Annotated in this window: 10 protein-coding genes; 1 reads left to right on the plus strand and 9 read right to left on the minus strand. The window is 69.6% G+C overall.

The window, feature by feature from the left end; translation table 11 throughout:
- Positions 1-32: 32 nt before the first annotated feature.
- The 5 genes from OV427_RS08570 to OV427_RS08590 all read right to left on the minus strand — a co-directional run bounded on the left by OV427_RS08570 (position 33) and on the right by OV427_RS08590 (position 8,400).
- Complete coding sequence (locus OV427_RS08570) at positions 33-1,346, minus strand: alkaline phosphatase D family protein (protein ID WP_267855622.1); 1,314 nt, start codon at positions 1,344-1,346, stop codon at positions 33-35.
- 164 nt (positions 1,347-1,510) lie between these two features.
- A complete protein-coding gene (locus OV427_RS08575; protein ID WP_267855623.1) occupies positions 1,511-1,984 on the minus strand; it encodes a tetratricopeptide repeat protein in 474 nt (157 codons plus the stop codon).
- A complete protein-coding gene (locus OV427_RS08580) occupies positions 1,981-2,610 on the minus strand; it encodes a hypothetical protein (RefSeq protein WP_267855624.1) in 630 nt (209 codons plus the stop codon). The genes OV427_RS08575 and OV427_RS08580 overlap by 4 nt, the downstream gene beginning before the upstream one ends.
- A 1-nt stretch (position 2,611) precedes the next feature.
- On the minus strand, positions 2,612-6,376 hold the full coding sequence (locus tag OV427_RS08585) for a polymorphic toxin type 15 domain-containing protein (protein ID WP_267855625.1): 3,765 nt from the start codon (positions 6,374-6,376) through the stop codon (positions 2,612-2,614).
- Positions 6,376-8,400, minus strand: coding sequence for an AAA family ATPase (locus OV427_RS08590; RefSeq protein WP_267855626.1), 2,025 nt, complete (start codon positions 8,398-8,400; stop codon positions 6,376-6,378). The genes OV427_RS08585 and OV427_RS08590 overlap by 1 nt, the downstream gene beginning before the upstream one ends.
- 262 nt (positions 8,401-8,662) lie before the next feature.
- Between OV427_RS08590 and OV427_RS08595 the strand changes: the two genes are divergently transcribed.
- On the plus strand, positions 8,663-11,011 hold the full coding sequence (locus tag OV427_RS08595) for a hypothetical protein (RefSeq protein WP_267855627.1): 2,349 nt from the start codon (positions 8,663-8,665) through the stop codon (positions 11,009-11,011).
- On the opposite strand, the gene OV427_RS08600 is transcribed toward OV427_RS08595, so the two are convergent.
- The 4 genes from OV427_RS08600 to OV427_RS08615 all read right to left on the minus strand — a co-directional run bounded on the left by OV427_RS08600 (position 11,008) and on the right by OV427_RS08615 (position 15,501).
- Positions 11,008-11,811 (minus strand): L,D-transpeptidase family protein, encoded by an 804-nt coding sequence (locus OV427_RS08600; RefSeq protein WP_267855628.1) that lies wholly within the window; start codon positions 11,809-11,811, stop codon positions 11,008-11,010. The two genes, OV427_RS08595 and OV427_RS08600, sit on opposite strands and share 4 nt — an antisense overlap.
- A gap of 56 nt (positions 11,812-11,867) precedes the next feature.
- Positions 11,868-12,515 carry a polysaccharide deacetylase family protein gene (locus tag OV427_RS08605; protein WP_267855629.1) on the minus strand — a complete coding sequence of 216 codons (648 nt, stop codon included), beginning with the start codon at positions 12,513-12,515 and terminating at the stop codon, positions 11,868-11,870.
- Between the two features lie 155 nt (positions 12,516-12,670).
- Complete coding sequence (locus OV427_RS08610) at positions 12,671-13,432, minus strand: zinc-dependent metalloprotease (RefSeq protein WP_267855630.1); 762 nt, start codon at positions 13,430-13,432, stop codon at positions 12,671-12,673.
- 167 nt (positions 13,433-13,599) lie between these two features.
- Positions 13,600-15,501, minus strand: a complete 1,902-nt coding sequence (locus OV427_RS08615) for a molecular chaperone DnaJ (RefSeq protein WP_267855631.1) — start codon at positions 15,499-15,501, stop codon at positions 13,600-13,602.
- Between the last annotated feature and the right edge of the window lie 109 nt (positions 15,502-15,610).

Here is a 15,610-nt window from a genome sequence, read left to right on the forward strand (position 1 = left end):
CCCCCAAGGGAGCCCACGCGTCGAAGCCGTCCTCAGTTCGAAAGCTGCGAGCGCTTCAGGACTGTCGTGGAGACGGTGACTCCCGCTCCCGAAATCGTCGAGCGCTGCTGGGGGTTGTTGATGACCTTGAGCGTGACGGTGGGGTCCGCCAGCGTCGTGTTGAACTCCATGATGCCGAAGCTGTACTCCGCCGGGTCGGCGGAGACGCCAATGCCAGACGAGGTGAGCTCCCACAGCGGGTAGCCCCCCGCGGGCGTGCGCTGGGAGACCAGGCTCCGGTGGATGTCACCCGTCACGAAGAGCACCCCGCCAATCTTGTTCGAGACGATGTGGTCGAAGAGCGCCTGCTTCTGGGTTCCCCAGCACTCGCTGCCCAGGGTGGAGCCATTCACAATCACCTTGAAGGTCGCCTTCGAGGCCAGCAGCGAGGTCTTCAGCCAGGTGAACTGCGTCGAGCCATACATCTTCGGCGCATACCCCGCGGGCATGGACCGGGGACAGTCACGTCCCCAGCGGTCATCCATCATGAAGACCTCCACGCCGCTGACGGCGTTCGCATCCCCGGCCCAGGTGAACTTGTAGTTGATGCCGTCTCCGGCGAACTCGGGGTGGGGAAAGAGGGCCGCGTACACCGAGCGGGCCACGTCCTTCTGGGCGAAGGTGCCATCCTCGTCGTTGGGCCCGTAGTCATGGTCATCCCAGGTGGCGAACGTCGGGAAGGCGCGGAAGACGTTCGTGAACTCCGGCACCTGGCGCTGCTGGAAGTACTTGAACCAGTAGTGGTCCTTCGTGGGAGGGCTCTGCGTCGTGTACATGTTGTCCCCGATGAGCAGCTGGAGGTTGGCCTCTCCCGTGTTGAGCTGCTCGTGCATGATGTCCCACGAGGGCTGGCTCGGGTTCTTCTCGCCGTTCATGCAGGACGCGACGCCAATCTTGAAGCGCGCCGGTCCATCCGGCTCGGTGATGAAGTAGAAGCCACCGCGCTCGGTGGAGCTGCCCGCGGCGAAGATTCCATAGTGGTACTTCGTGTTGGGCTTCAGCCCTTCGACCACGCCCTTCCACGCGCGGAAGCCACCTCCGGTTCCCGTCTCCGCCATCTCCACCGTGGACACCCAGCACGTCTCACAGGCGGACGCCTCCCGGGCGCGCAGGGTCAGCTTCTCACTGGTGGCGTCCCCGTAGGTTTCCGCGGTGCCCACCCAGATGCTGGCGCCGGTCTGCCAGACACGGCCCACGAAGGGGACGCGCACGAGGGGCGCGGCGAAGGCCTGCGCGACGGTGGGAACCACGAGGCCGATGGCCACGAACACGCCCAGCAGTACGCCGGGCACGGAATTCTTTGTCATTGTCTGCTCCTCTGGATGCGCGGGCGTGCCCAAGGGGGTTGGGTGGCAACGCCTGTCAAAGGGAGGTCTTCTCCCGCGCAAGAGAGGGCCCGCACCCGCCCGTCATCTTGAAAAAAGAATAGCCCCTGAATTTTGCCCGGCGCCCCGGCGGCCTCCGCGAGGTGTCAGCGGACGGGAAGCCGCGCCAGCTCGTCCCGCGCCTCGACGACTCCGGAGCTTGCCGCCTGCTCCAGGAAGCGGCGCGCCAGCTCCAAATCCCTCGGCAGCCCCCGGCCGCGCGCGCACGCCATGCCCAGGACGTAGAGAGCCTCGGCGGCGCCGTGCTCGGCGGCCTCTTGCAGCCACCTCACCCCTTCGCGCTCGTGCCCGTCGATGCTCCACAACATGCCCCCCAGCATCAGCAGGGCCTCCACCGAGCCACGCTCCGCGGCGCCGCTCAGCAGCTCGCTCGCGAGCGGGACATCCACCGGCCCGCCCCGGCCCTCGAACAGCATGGACGCGGCCTCCAGCGCGGCCTGGGCATCACCCGCGCGCGCCGCCTCCACCCGCTTCGCACGCTCGTCCGCGCCCGGCACGCGCGGCACCAGGTGGAATGGCAGCCCGCTCAGGTAGGCCGGAAACCGCGCCCTGCCCTTCATCGCTTGCGCCCCCCAGGCTTCTTCGGCGCTTGCGCGGCCACCTTCGCGTACTTGCGGCCGGTGCGCTCGTAGTACTCGAAGAGGTTCTCCACCTGGAAGTTCTCCGGCGTCCAGGTGCCGCCCAGGTCCTCCGGCAGCTTCGGCGCCAGAATCATGTCCTCGGGCAGGTACTGCCCGGTGGACTGGCGCCAGTGCGCGTAGACGCTCGTGTCGAGGAAGTAGGGAAGCTCCCGGTCCGGCAACCACTTCGCGAACAGGTTCTCGAAGCCGAGGTGTTCGTGCGTCCAATACGCCACGCGGTAAGGCTCCAGGACGAGCACCCGCGGCACGTCGGAGTCACCATTCTCGAGCACGAGGATGGCGCCGTGGATGTTGTACCCGAGCACCCGCCGGTCCGGGTGGTCGGGAGGGACGAGGAAGGCCCACGCCTGGAGGCAGCGCTGAAGCCGCTCCAGCCCGGGTCCGAACAGGTAGACGAAGCGGTCCAGGAACCAGCCCGCGCCCAGCTCGGGGCCCACCGTCTCCCAGAGCAGGCTCACGCCCGGCTCGTTGAAGTGGATGGCATTCGGTGTCGCAGGAGCGGGGCGTCCCATGCCCCGGCGGAAGTGCTTCGCCAGGGGTGTCATCTCACGGAGTCCCCGCCGGCGGGTTCATCAGGAACCGGAAGTTGTTCCTCCAGATGGGGTGCGCGCTCGCGGGGATGCGGCCCATGACGGCCCTGCCCTCCTGGTTCATCTGGTCACCCCACTGCTCACCGATGCGGCTGTTCACCATGGAGTTGCCGACGTAGCGCCGCATCTGGTTGTAGAACCGCGTCCAGGCCGCGTCGGTGTAGTCCTCGCCCGCGGGGAAGACGATTTCCGGGAAGGCGTCCTCGCCGCCCGCGACCTGGTCGGGGTTGTGGAGCACGGCGAAGCTCTGGAACCCATTCCTCAGGCTGCCGAACTGCTCCCATACGGGCAGCCGCCGACGCAGCCGCTCGTAGTGGGGGTTGAGCCTGTCCCGGAAGCGAATCTCGTTGTTCTGACGGCCGACGATGCGCAGGTCGTAATAGATGATGACCTCCTCGCCCCGCCTGTCGCGGCGGATTTCGCGCACGGGCCGCAGGTCCTCGCGCAGGGGGCGGGGCAGCGTCACCCCGTTGTCGTCCACCTCGATGGCCGCCAGGTCTCTCGAGCCCTGCGTCCGGAGGATGGCGTCCGCAGCGACCTGGGCCCTGCGCAGCGTCTCGTTGGCCACCGTGATGAGCCGTGCCACCTCGATCAGGTCGGCCGCGTTCCGGGCGAGCGCGGTCCGGGTGCTCGCCAGCGCGGCATTCTGCGCCTGGATGTTGGCGAGCTCCGCCTGGAGCCGGTCGCGGCGCTGCTGCAGCCGTGCGAGGTAGCCGGCCACGCGCACCTGGGCGGCGGCGGCGCGCTCCTGCAGGCGCTGGAGGACGACGGTGCGCCCCCCGCGGTCCATCTGCCGGTACAGCGTGGCATTCATCCGGAACAGCGCCAGGTTCACCAGCCACCGGTCCACGGTGAGCTGGTTGATGCCCCGCTGCTGGAGCAGGAGCTGGCGCGCCATCTCCTGGCGGAAGATGCCGCGATACACCGCGCGAGGCATGCCCTGTCCGTCGGGATACCTCCGGGGGTTGCTCACGAAGGTCAGCGTGCGTATCGGGGTGACGGGGTTGATGCGCAGCGCGCGGGCGAGGTTGGCGATGCGCATGACGCGCCCGACGGTGGCGACGATGTCCGTCAGCTCGTTCATCGGCGCGCGCAGGGCCACGAAGGCGCGCCGGTTGATGCGATTGCGGATGATGCGCGTGAGCCGGAGCCTCACCGCGCGCCGCTGCACGTCATTCAACGTGGTGCGGATGAGATTCGGCCCCGTCTGGTTGTTCGCCCTCGACATCGGCGCGCCCGAGGCGATGCGCACGAACACGCCCGCGTCGTCGGCGTTGGACACGCGCAGCTTCGCCCGGTCATCCTGCTCCACCAGCTGGAGGGACTCTCTTCCTCCCTCCGGCATCGACGCCGTGCGCAGGATGGGGGTGAAGGGCTGGTCGGCCACCAGCGTGCTCAATTCGCGCAGCATGTCCCGCAGCCCGGCCTGCGACTCGCGCACCTGCCTGCGGACCTCCGAGGGACGCTTGCGCTGATTCTGTCCGGAGCGCCTTCGGCGCTGCCCCCGGTTCCGCTCGTACACCGGCCGGGCGTTGCGCTCGGCGTCCTTCAGCGACTTCTGCTCGTCGGCGCGCTCATCCAGCTCCCGCGCGCGGTCCCGCGTCAGCTGGATGAGGGTCTCCGCCCGCGAGCGGTCCGCCGGGGTCAGCAGGTCGAGGTTGCGCCGCCAGCGCGTCAGCTTCGTCTCGATGCGCTCCGCCTCGCTCGCCATCATCGGCGTGGTGCCGCGCGCGTCCTCCTGGATGAACAGGCGGTGCGACTCGTGCCCGTCGGAGAACGTCATGTTCTCTCCGATGGGGCCGTCGAAGCTCTCGGTGCCCTGGCCCCGGCCAGCGCCTCCGCGCCCGCCCCGTGCGCCTCCCGGCGCGCCGCCGCCCGTGCCCTCGCGCCAGTTGCCCGGCCGCCGCTGCTCCCCGCCGCGCCCGCGGTCCACGTTGTCGTTGAGCAGGTCGGTCATGAACTTGCTGGAGTCGAAGTCCACCTCGCCGAACTGGACGGTGGGCCAGCTGCGGGAGCCGAGCACGTAGTCCACGTCCGCGCCGATGCCGAACTCCCCCGGCAGCGGGTACTCCAGGTTGAACAGCGGCCACGTCCACCGCTTGTCCGGCGCGGGCGACCACCAGGGCGAGTCCAGCTCCACGAACAGGTCTCCGCTGAAGCCCAGGAACGGCTGCGCGGCGATTTCCATGTGGCCGGCGATGAACCACTCGGGACGCCCGCCCGGGGCCTGGCGCCGGCCGATGCGGGGCGTGGCGTCCACGTAGCCACGGATGCCCGCCAGCGCGTTCAGCCCCACGCCGGCCTTGATGTCGTGGCCGAGGATGGTGAGCCCCACGCCGCCCTCGGCGCGCAGGCGCAGCCCGGCGAAGGCGGAGATGTTGAGCGTGCCCTGGATGGTGAAGAGGTTCTCCACCCGCGGGTCCGTGGAGAACTGCCCCGTCACGCTCATGTTGTGCAGGCGGCCCGGGCCCACACGCGCCAGGGCCTCCAGCCCGATGTTGGCGAAGACGAAGACCTGGCCCACCACGGGGATGCCGTAGCCGGCGCGAATCTCCACGCGGAACAGGCGCCGGTTCCACTCCCGCTCCTGGAAGAGGATGAGCTCCCGCTGGGGGCGGACCTCTCCGATGATGGTCGCCTGCGCCTGGTTGTTGACGAGGACGCGCGCACGCCCGGACAGCCAGGGCGTGAGGGTGATGGAGAGCTCGCCCCAGCCGCAGAAGGCGCGCCGGCCCGGCCGCGCCGGGTTGTCCGGCCCCGGCTGGGCCACCGGGAGCGCCGACGGGTCCAGGTCGGTCCGCGTGGTGAGGTCCCTCGCGGTGCGCTCGTCGGTGGCGATGAGGGTGATGCTGCCGCTCATGCGCTCGGTGCGGTAGCCCACCGTGCCCTGGACGTGGACGAAGCCCTGGTCGAGCATCGCGACGACGGTGCCCGTCGCCGGGCCGATGGCGACCGTCATGCGCAGGTCGCCACCCAGCACGCCGTTGGAGCCCCGGCGCACGCGTAACTCACCGCCCGAGCCGCCCGGAATCTCGACGCGCGCGCCGCCCTCCACCTGCAGCGCCTGGTTGTCGAGCCGCAGGGTGCCGGTACCCTCGAGGTAGCCGCCCAGGCGGAAGCCGAGTCCCTCGACGGCGAGGTTGATGCGGCCGCCGGTGAATTCGTTGACCACGGTGGGGATGGTGATGTTCGTCATCCCCAGCAGGCCGAGCGCGGTGCTGCCCCCGCGCAGCATGCCTTCCACCAGCGCGCGCCGGGTGCCGCGCGCCGGGCCCGGCTGGCCCACGCCCACCCAGCCGGTGACGACGTTCTCCCGCACCGTCACCACCAGCACGGTGGGGACCTGGTCCGCGAGGGGCGCGAGCGCGGGGTGGCTCAGGCGGATGGCGGTGCCAGCGCCGGTGGTGCTGAAGGTGTCACCGCGCTTGCGCACGCGGATGGTGCCCTCGGCGAGGCCGGGCAGCCGCACGCGCAGGTCCACGTCGCGCCCGGGCCGCGCCTCCGCGGCAGTGGCCTCCGGCACCGTGAGCTGTCCCGAGGAGATGTCGACCTCATCGGGCGTGACGGTGCTTCCCACGGGCTGCGGGGTGAGGCGCACCGCCGGGGCGCCGCTCACGGTACCGGTGGGCCTTCCCGGGGCGGCCGCCCGCGCGGGCGCGGGGCGCGCGGCGGGCGCGGGGGTGGGGGCGCTCTGGCGCGAGGTCCGCGTTCCACCTGGCATCAGCGCACGCTCCTGACGGTGCCCGCGCCGCGCTTCAGCGGGCAGATTCCCCCGGCCGTCCGGTACTCACGCTGGATGGCGGCGTCGAGATGGTCGGTCCCCATGGCTCCTCCGTCCCCGAGTGCGAGCGTGGCCGCGTGCAGCACCACGTTCCGTATCTGTCCACCCGAGAGCGTGCAGCGCGCCGCCACCTCGTGCAGGAACTGGGTCTCCACGGCGTGGCCCACGGGCAGGTGGAGCTGCCAGATGCTCCAGCGCTCGGAAACCTCGGGCGGGCGGAAGTCGATGGTGACGTCCATGCGCCGCGCGAAGGCGGTGTCCATCTGGTCCCCCGCGTTGGTGGTGAGGAGCATGACGCCCTCGAAGGACTCGATGCGCTGCAGGAGGTAGTTCGTCTCCAGATTTGCGTAGCGGTCGTTCGCCGACTGGACGGCGGTGCGCTTCGCGAGCAGGGCGTCGCCCTCGTCGAACAGGAGCATCACGTCGAGCTCCTCCGCGAGCGAGAAGATGCGGGAGAGGTTCTTCTCCGTCTCGCCGATGTACTTGTTCACGACGGTGGAGAGGTCCACCTTGTAGAGTTCCATGCCCAGCTCCGCGGCGAGCAGCCGGGCCGCCAGCGTCTTGCCGGTGCCACTGGGCCCGCGGAACAACGCGCGCACACCGGGACGGAGCTGCCGCCCCACGGACGGACCCACGGCGTCCTGGAGCCGCTCGCGCTGGCTGCATCGCCGCTCCAGGTGGACCAACTCCCGCTGCACGTCGGGGGCGACGGCGAGCTCGCTCCAGTCACCGCCCGTCTCCAGGCGCGTGGCGAGCGCATCCAGCGCCTGTCGGTCGAGCGAGCCGACAGCGCGGCTCACGTCCTCGGCGGTGATGGCACGGCGGCCCGCGAGCGCCGCATACGAGCGGGCCAGCTCCCCCGCGGTGTGGATGTGGCCGCTGGTGAGCCGGAAGCGAGAGGCGATGGTGTCCAGCTCGGCCTCGTCCACGGCGTGCGCGCGGAGCCAGTGCGCGCGGCGTGCCGCCGGCCCCGGCGTCTCGAGTGTCAGCGTGACGGGGCGCTCGACAGTGCCGCTCACGCCCCCATGCCGGCCGAGCACGACGGCGACGGGCGCGTCACAGGCGCCCAGGCGGGGCAACTCGGTGACTTCGCCGGGCGCCGGCTCGAGGATGACGGCGGGCACGGCGTGGAGCAGCGTGGCCAGCGTGCCCGCCACGCGGGCGTGCTCGTCGTTGCGCGGCGTGGGCAGCTCCACCTCGAGCAGGCCGCGGCCCAGCGCGCGTGCGACAGCCCCCACCAGCGTGCGGCGTCCGCCATGGCGCGGCCCGCGGACAATCAGCGTGCGGACCTCGCGCTGCTTCAGCAGCGGAGGCAGGCGGGCGACGGTGTCCCGCACCGCGTCGGGGAGGATGAGCCGGGGAATCTCCAGCAGCTCCGCCGCCGGGCGGTAGCGCAGCCACGGCAACGGGCGGAGGCGCACGTCACCGCGCAGCGCATCCCACAGGGCTCCAGGCACTTCGAAGGCCCACTCGACGCGTGGCGCGTCGGGGTTCGTCACCCGCAGGAGGCCGGCCTCGCGGAGCGGCTCCAGGGCCGCGCGCGCCTCGCTCCCCTCCGCGTTCCACCACGCGTGGAGCAGCCCCAGTGTCGGGCGATGGACACCCGGCGCCGCCTGCAGCGCTTCGAAGAGGAGGCCGAAGCGCGCGTCCTCCTCCGTGAGGCCCACGCAGAACAGGAGCGTGAGCGCTCGGTGGTCCAGTCCCGCCGCCTCACGCAGGGCGCGCGCCGGCAGGTGGCCCGGGATGCGCTGCTCCCATGCGGCAAGGGCCTCCTGCCACCAGGCCTCGTCGCGCCCGGCTGCCCCCAGGGCCGCCAGCTCGTCGTGGTAGCCAGCAAGGAACGGAAACTCCTCGAAGGAGGGGGCGCGCGCGAGCACCCGCGAGACGGCCGCGAAGTAGTACAGGCGGAAGTGGTGTGCGGGCGTGGAGGGGACCGCCTCGAACGCCGTCGCAGGCTGCTTCATGGCTCCCCCACTCCGAAGCACTCACCGCGAGGTGGAGCATAGAGGTGGGCACACGCCGCGTACAACAAGGCGGGACTGCCAGAGCACACGCCCATGGCGCCTGGCCGGCCCTGGGCATACACGCCGTAAATCCAAGCACTTGACGGAACAGTGAGCCTCACAGGCGCCGTTCGCCGGGGCCGTGAGAATTCAATGCAAAAGAATCCGGGTGGGAGCGTCCTCGTATCGCCGCACGCATGAGTCCAGCACGACCGGAGAATCCATGCCCCCCCAAGTGACGGGTCAGCGTCCTTCACCGACGACGACGACGACGAAGCCGACCACGAGCAGGGTTCCGCCGACTCCGACGAAGCCGAGCGTGCCGACCCGGACCCCGCCAGCGCAGCCGAACGTGCTGCCGCGCGACTCGTTCACGACCTCGACGCAGAACAAGACGCCGCTGACGCAGCGACTGCTGGGCGACAACCTGCTGCTGAAGCCGCTCGTCACCGACGACTTCATGTCGGGCGTGAAGCTGCGCGCGACCTCGCGTCGAGACAGCGACCTCAAGCTGCCGAAGGACGCGAAGGAGAGCGTGAAGGTCTCCGACGTCCCGTTGCCGACGGATGCTTCCACGCCCACGCCGTCGCAGGCCTTCGTCATCGACGCGGCGATGAAGCTCGGCTTCTCGAAGGAGGTCGCGACGATTGCCGTCGCGGAGATGGCGCGGCGCGATGGGAACCAGCTCACCATCGACCTCGACTCGAAGAAGCCGCTGGTGACCGCCGAGGATTTCAAGAAGGCAGCCAACGGCGGCACGACGGACGCGTACACCTTCAGCCCCCACCAGGTCGCCATCCTGAAGGACGCGAACATGGCGGCCGCGTACGGGATGGACTCGCTCGACAAGCTCTACGCCGCGCAGGCCGAGGTGCTGCCCGCGCTCCGTCAGGCTGCCATCAACGGCACCGATGTCGACTTCGACCAGATGCTGAAGCTCGTGAACGACCCGGCGACGCGGGATGGAATGACCGCGTACTACGAGGCGATGCGGGTGACGCGAGACATCGGCCACGGTGACGAGCGTGGCTTCGAAGCGCTTCCCGCCGCGAAGACGAAGCTGGAACAGGCACTCAAGAGCCTGCCGGATGGCAGCCCGCTGAAGGCCTCGCTCCAGGCGATGACCGCGCAGATGGAAGGCGCGCAGAAGACGCTCCTCGCGGGGACGGAGTCGGGCGGCAAGACGCCGCGCGCCGCCATCGCGCTGATGAACAACATCGCCAACGCTCCGCTCGGCCAACTGCCCGACGAGGACATGGTGACGGGCTCCATCGACAACGTCGTGTCGGACGCCATCGAAAAGGGCGCGAACCCCAAGCAGGCCGAGGCGCTGAAGGGCGCGCTCGAGCTCGCCTACGGCCTGCGCGCGAACGGCGGCAGCTCCACCGAGCTCCTGGATGCGAACAAGAAGAAGCTCGCCGACCTGGCGAAGGACGCGGGACCGCTGGGCCAGGGCCTTCGGCCCCTGTTCGACAAGATTTCCAAGGAGGCGACGCTCAAGCCGTATGCCGCCCCGCAGATCAACTCGCAGGCCGATGCCGTCAACAACGCGGAGACCGTCTCCACCATCGCCGGGAACCTGAAGATCGCGGCGAGCATGGCCGGCATCGACGGCCTGCCGGACGCGCTCGACGCGCTGAAGAACTCGGCGGACGCCATCGCGAAGGGCAACACCGTGGAGGGAGCGGTCGCCGGCATCACCGCCGCGCCCGCCATCATCAGCGGCCTGCTGCAGCTCGTCGCGAAGCAGCCGCATCTCGAAGAGCAGGTGCTGAAGCTGCTCGGGCGCGTGGGCGGCCTCGCGAAGGGCCCCACGGACCTGCTCGGCATGTACGGCAATGCCAAGAAGGTCCTGTACGGCACCGACCTCGACGGCAAGAAGGTCTCGGCGGATGACCGCATCAAGGCCGGCGCGGACCTGGCACTCGACAACGTGCCTTCCGTCATCTCGACCATCGGCGCCATCTCCGGCAGCACCGCCACCATCTTCGAGATCGCCGCGGCCCCTCCGCTCCTCATCGGGCTCGGCCAGGCGAAGCTGATGATCTACGTCATGGAAGAAGCCGGGAAGATGAAGGGCAACATCGCGACACACGAGCTGCGCAAGCGCTTCGCGCTCGGTGACGGCGACGACGCGCAGTTCCAGAAGGCGCTCGCGGAGCAGGTGCAGACCGTGGAGCAGAAGCCCGTTGCGAGGACGGACCAGGCCCTTTCGACTTCGCAGTACCTGCTGCAGTCCCACTTCAAGGACATCGACACGGCGGCGCGCTTCCAGGCGTTCGCGGCGTCACGCCTGAGCGGAGGCCGGGCCACGGTGACCGCGCTGATGCGCGGCGAAGTCCCCTCGCAGTACCGCAACCCGATGGGACCGAACGTCACCACCAAGGACGGCGCGGCGCTCATCCAGGTCGCGAAGGAGCTGAAGGCGCTCACCGCGGAGTTCTACAAGAACGAAGTGGATGAGGTCCGCAAGACGCTCAACAACCAGGGCGGTCGCAACAGGGGCGACACGTACATGCGGACCGAGGAGCAGCAGAAGCAGCTGCGCCTCTCGTTCCCGAACCGCTACTAGGCAACCCGGGGGGAGGGAGCCGGAACGCCCAGGCGTGCATCTTGTACGCTGTCGACGACGGCCACCCGGTCCCCCACCTTGACGGCCTCGTAGAGGACGAGGATGGCGGCGTTGTCGTGGCGGATGCACCCGTGCGAGACGTCCTCGCCCAGCCGGGTCGGTGCGTTGGTACCGTGGAGTTCCTCGCCCGAGCGGGAGCCATCCGCCCAGGACAGGTCGATGATGCACGGGCCGTAGACGAGGCCGCCCCACAGCTTCAGGCCCAGGTCCCGTGCCTCCGCCGCGCCCAGCTTCGCGTTGACCTTCTTCAGGCCGAGGTCCGTCGGGGTGACACGTGCCCCCACGGCGTTGCCGAAGATGCCCTGCAGCCCGCCCTGCGCGTCGAAGAGGAAGGTCCGGTGCTCGTTCTTCACCACCAGCACGCGCAGCGGGGTGCCGTCGTAGCGTGGCACCGGGAGGTTTTTCACCTGGCCGCGCTGCTTCGGGAGCGGGGCGAGCGTGTCGAGGGCACGCAGGGTGGCGGCATCCACCACGCCGGTGGCCTGGACGTCAGCGAAGGCCGAGCGGGCGTGCACCTGGAAATTGAGGACCGCCTTGAGCGACTGCGGGCCGAAGGCGCCATCCGCGCCTCCGTGCAGGCTGAAGCCCATGTCGATCAGGGCCTGCTGCACGGCCTGCGCGCCCGGGCCCCGGGCGTTGCGGCCGAGCGTTGCCCGGCCTGCGAGCACCTGCGCCAGTTCGGGCTCGGCGGCGAAGCGGTCATTGCGAAGAGGGGTGGAACCAGCGGGAGTCGTGGACATGGGATTCCTCGTGCGAGGTGAAGCGCGGAAACAATCCAGGGGAGAGGCCAGGACCCTCAGGCGACGGCCACGGACGGCCGCTGCGGCGGGTCTCCGTAGGACCGGAACTCCCACCCTTCCGCCTGGAGGCCGAGGATGAAGTTCTTCAGGTCCCTGGCCGTGGCCTGATTCACATGCATGAGCATGTCCAGTGGCCCGCCCTGCCTGCCGTAGAGCCCCTTCCAGCGCTTGCGGCCCGGATAACACTTCTGCGTGTCGGCCAGGCCGCGGGGGGCCTTCCAGTCGTTGGTGTCCACGTCCCACCCGGTGAGCTGCAGGCCCAGCCCGGTCGCCACCTTCAGCAGCACCGGGCACTTCGGGCCCACCCACCCGGCGCCGTATGGAGGCCTCAACCGGTTGGGACGCACGCCCGCGGTCTGGAAGATGAGGTCCTGCGTCCGCTGGAGCTCCTGCCTGAGCTGCGCCTCGGGCAGCTTGGGAAGCGCCACGTGGCTCCACGCGTGACTCTGGAGGATGTGGCCGCGCTCGGCGATGAGCTTGACCAGCGCCGGCTGCTTCCGCACTTCCTCACCCAGCACGTAGAAGACACCCTGGATGCGATGGGCATCCAGGATGTCCAGCGTGGACTTCAGGGCCCAATCACTGCCCTTGTCGTCGAGCGGGCCGTCATCGAAGGTGAGGATGGCACCAGGAGTAGGGTTCATGGGTCAGACCTCTCTTCCGGAGTCCGGATGGACCGATAGGACGTTGGAACGTCCAGAGGTCACACGGACAGCGGCACGAAGAAGGTCTGGCTCCCCGACTCCCGGCCCGGCTTTGTTCATGCTCCGAACACAGCAGCGGGCTGTCGCGCCAACTCTCAGTAGAGGTAGTTCAGCGCAACGATGTCGTACTGGGAGAACTCGCCGGTCGCGGTCGCCCTGAAGCAGGAGTTCATGAGCGACGACGGGTCCGAGGTCGGCGTCCCGGGGATGAGGATGGCACCCACGCCCGCGCTTCCCTCGTTGCCGCCGCAGCTGGCCGCGTTGAAGAAGTCCGTGTGGCGGAAGCCAATCGTGTGACCCAGCTCGTGGGTGATCATGTGCTCGTTCGCATCAACGCTGTAGCTCTGCAGCCCGGTGCCGATGGTGATGGTCCCGTAGGGACGCCCCCCGGAGGGGAATCCCGCGGAGCCTCCGGCGCCACTCGTGGCCTGTGCGGTGATGTTCGCGTTGCAGCCGGTGGTCGGTCCTCGCGCCATGACGAAGCTGAGTCCCAGGCTGTTGTAGTTCTGGATGGCCAGGTCGAGCCCCTGGCTGAGCCGGCTGTAGGTGTTGAACGCAGAGGTCGGGTTGATGCAGATCTTCTTCACGATGGTGGTGTCGACCAGGTTGTTCGTCCTGTATTGCTCCGCGCTCCCCTCGCCGCGCTGGAGCATCTCCCGGGACGCCTCGAGCGATACCTGAGCGTCGCGCTCCACGTACACGGCACCCTCGACAACCATGATGCTGTCGGCCGGATACCCGGCCTCGATGAGGTTGGAGATGATCTCCTCGTTCTCGAGCCGCGGGTCAGCGTCGGTACCGCAGGCGGTCAGCAACGCGCCACAGCTCACCACGAGGACTGCCGTTCTCTTGAACATGCGGGTCTCCCTCCAGTTCTGAAGCGGTTCTTCCCACGCTCCCGACATGGGAGCGTCTGGGCGGAAGACAGACTTTATTCGAACCTTCTACCCGCAAAGCGGGTCATTTCTGACTAAGCGGTAAAATAAGAACGAGACCCTCCGGCTCCGCGTCGCCCACGCCGGAGCTAGCCCGGCCGGAAGCGGCGCTCGATGCGCGAGCGCAGCAGCGCCACCAACTCCTGCTCGTCCCCGGCCAGCACGGGCGCGAGCGAGTCCCGGCCCGCCTTGCGGATGGCGAGCGTCAGCACGGACGCCTCGACCCGGGCCTCATCCTTCAGCGCGCGTGCACCCGCCTTCACCACCAGGTCCGCGGGCTCCGCCGCGATGCCGTACGGCTTGAGGTACAGGTCCGTGAAGAGCTGCTTGAGCGCTCCGACGGTCAGCGCCTCGCGCGTCACGGGCAGCAGCTGGAAGGCAATGCCCTTGCCCGCGAGCTTCACCACCACTTCGTCGACGAGGCCGACCTTCAGGGCGAAGGGCAGGAGCGCTTCCTGGCCCTCGGACCAGTTGAAGAGGAAGTAGCTCTTGGCGACGTGGCCGCAGGCCGGGCACACCAGGCCATTGAGCTCATCCAGGCCCCGGGTGCGCAGCAGGTGGACGAGAAAGACGTCCGCGCCACAGCCCTTGCACTGCTCACGCGGGCCGAGGTGCGCGAGCACCCGCTGCGCCAGCATCGCGACGGTGCGGCGCTCGAGCGCAATGGGCACTCCGGCGAGCAACTCGACCGACTTGAGCTGGAGCCCGAAGCGCACCTTTCCCCCCTGGAAGCGCAGCCCGATCTCGAGGGGAGGTGGCAGCCGGGTGAGCAACTCCTCGAAGGCCGGGGCTTCCGGCCAGGCCGTGGCCACGGCGGCATAGCGCTCGGCCCAGCCCTCCCGGTTCGAGAGCGCATCGGGTGGACGCCCCGCGCGCTCGGCGAAGAAGGCCATCAGCACCAGCGTGGCCTCCCACGGGGCCTGATCCACCGCTTCCTCCAGCGTCTGCGCGAGCGTGCGGGCCTCGGACGAGGCCCGTCGGCGCTCGAGACGCTCCGCGCCCTTCCGCACCAGGGGGCTCTCGAGGATGGGGTCGAAGGTGCGCAGCGCCCCTTCCGGTTTCGCTTCGGTGAGCGGGTGCTTCAACGTGGTCAGCTCCCGGGCCGCTCGGTCGAGTCGGCCCATGCGCGCCAGGGCGTCGCGCATCGTGCGCTCGGCGTCCTCGGCGAGCTCGGTGAGGGTCTCCTGGAAGTAGTCGCGGCCCAGCTCCTGGCGCCCCTTCCATTCGGCATGGAGCCGGAAGGTGGACGTCGCTCGCAAGCGGTCGAGGTCCGCGAGCAGCGAGCGGCGAACAGGTGTCAGGGCGGCGATGCGCTTCTCGACGTGCGCGAGCCGCTCGTCCACGGACACCGTCGGCTCGAGCAGCTCGCCCTGGTCCACGCGGACGAGGAAGAGCTCCAGCAGGGTCCGGTCTGCCCGCTCGAAGGCGAGGTTGACCTGAATCATCAACTGGTGGAGCCGCTCCTGCTCCTCCTCCGTCCGGGCGAGGTCCGGGTGGAGCAGTCGCGCCAGCTTGCGATAGAGCCGCTTGAGGGTCTGCGCCTCGGACGCGAGGTCGGGAGGGGGAGAGAGCGGCTCGGGCACGTCGTCGTCGAGCGTGGCTCCAGGCGTCCAGGGGCGCTCGCCTTCCGCCTCTTCCCTCTCGGACTGATGCGACCGCGTGGACTTCTTGCGCGACTTGCGGCGGGACACCTTCGGTTGCGGCGCACGCAGCTCCGCGTCGAGTCGCGCCAGCTCGTCCTGGAGCGCCTGGAGCCACCGGACCAGGCGCTCGCGGCGCTCGAGCGGGACGAAGGCGACCGACAGCTCGCGCTCGTAGCGCGCGGAGAACGTGGCCAGCTCCGAGGCGAGGGTCTCCACCTCCAGGTCGAGCGTGGAAATCTCCTCGAGCAATGCGCGGAGCCGCCGCTCGGCCTCGGCGACGGCAGCTTCGGACTCGGTCTGGGGGCGCGCGAGGGTGCCGGAGCGAACCAGCGCGTCGGAAGCGCTCATCCCCACGCCTTCTACCACCAGCGACCTCCGCACGCCTCCGTGCCAGCCCGCCTACCCAGCGAGCGGGCCGGCCGGATGTCCCTCTTTGCGTCTCTCGCTCACACACCGT

The sequence above is a fragment of the Pyxidicoccus sp. MSG2 genome (assembly GCF_026626705.1).
GTDB lineage: Bacteria > Myxococcota > Myxococcia > Myxococcales > Myxococcaceae > Myxococcus.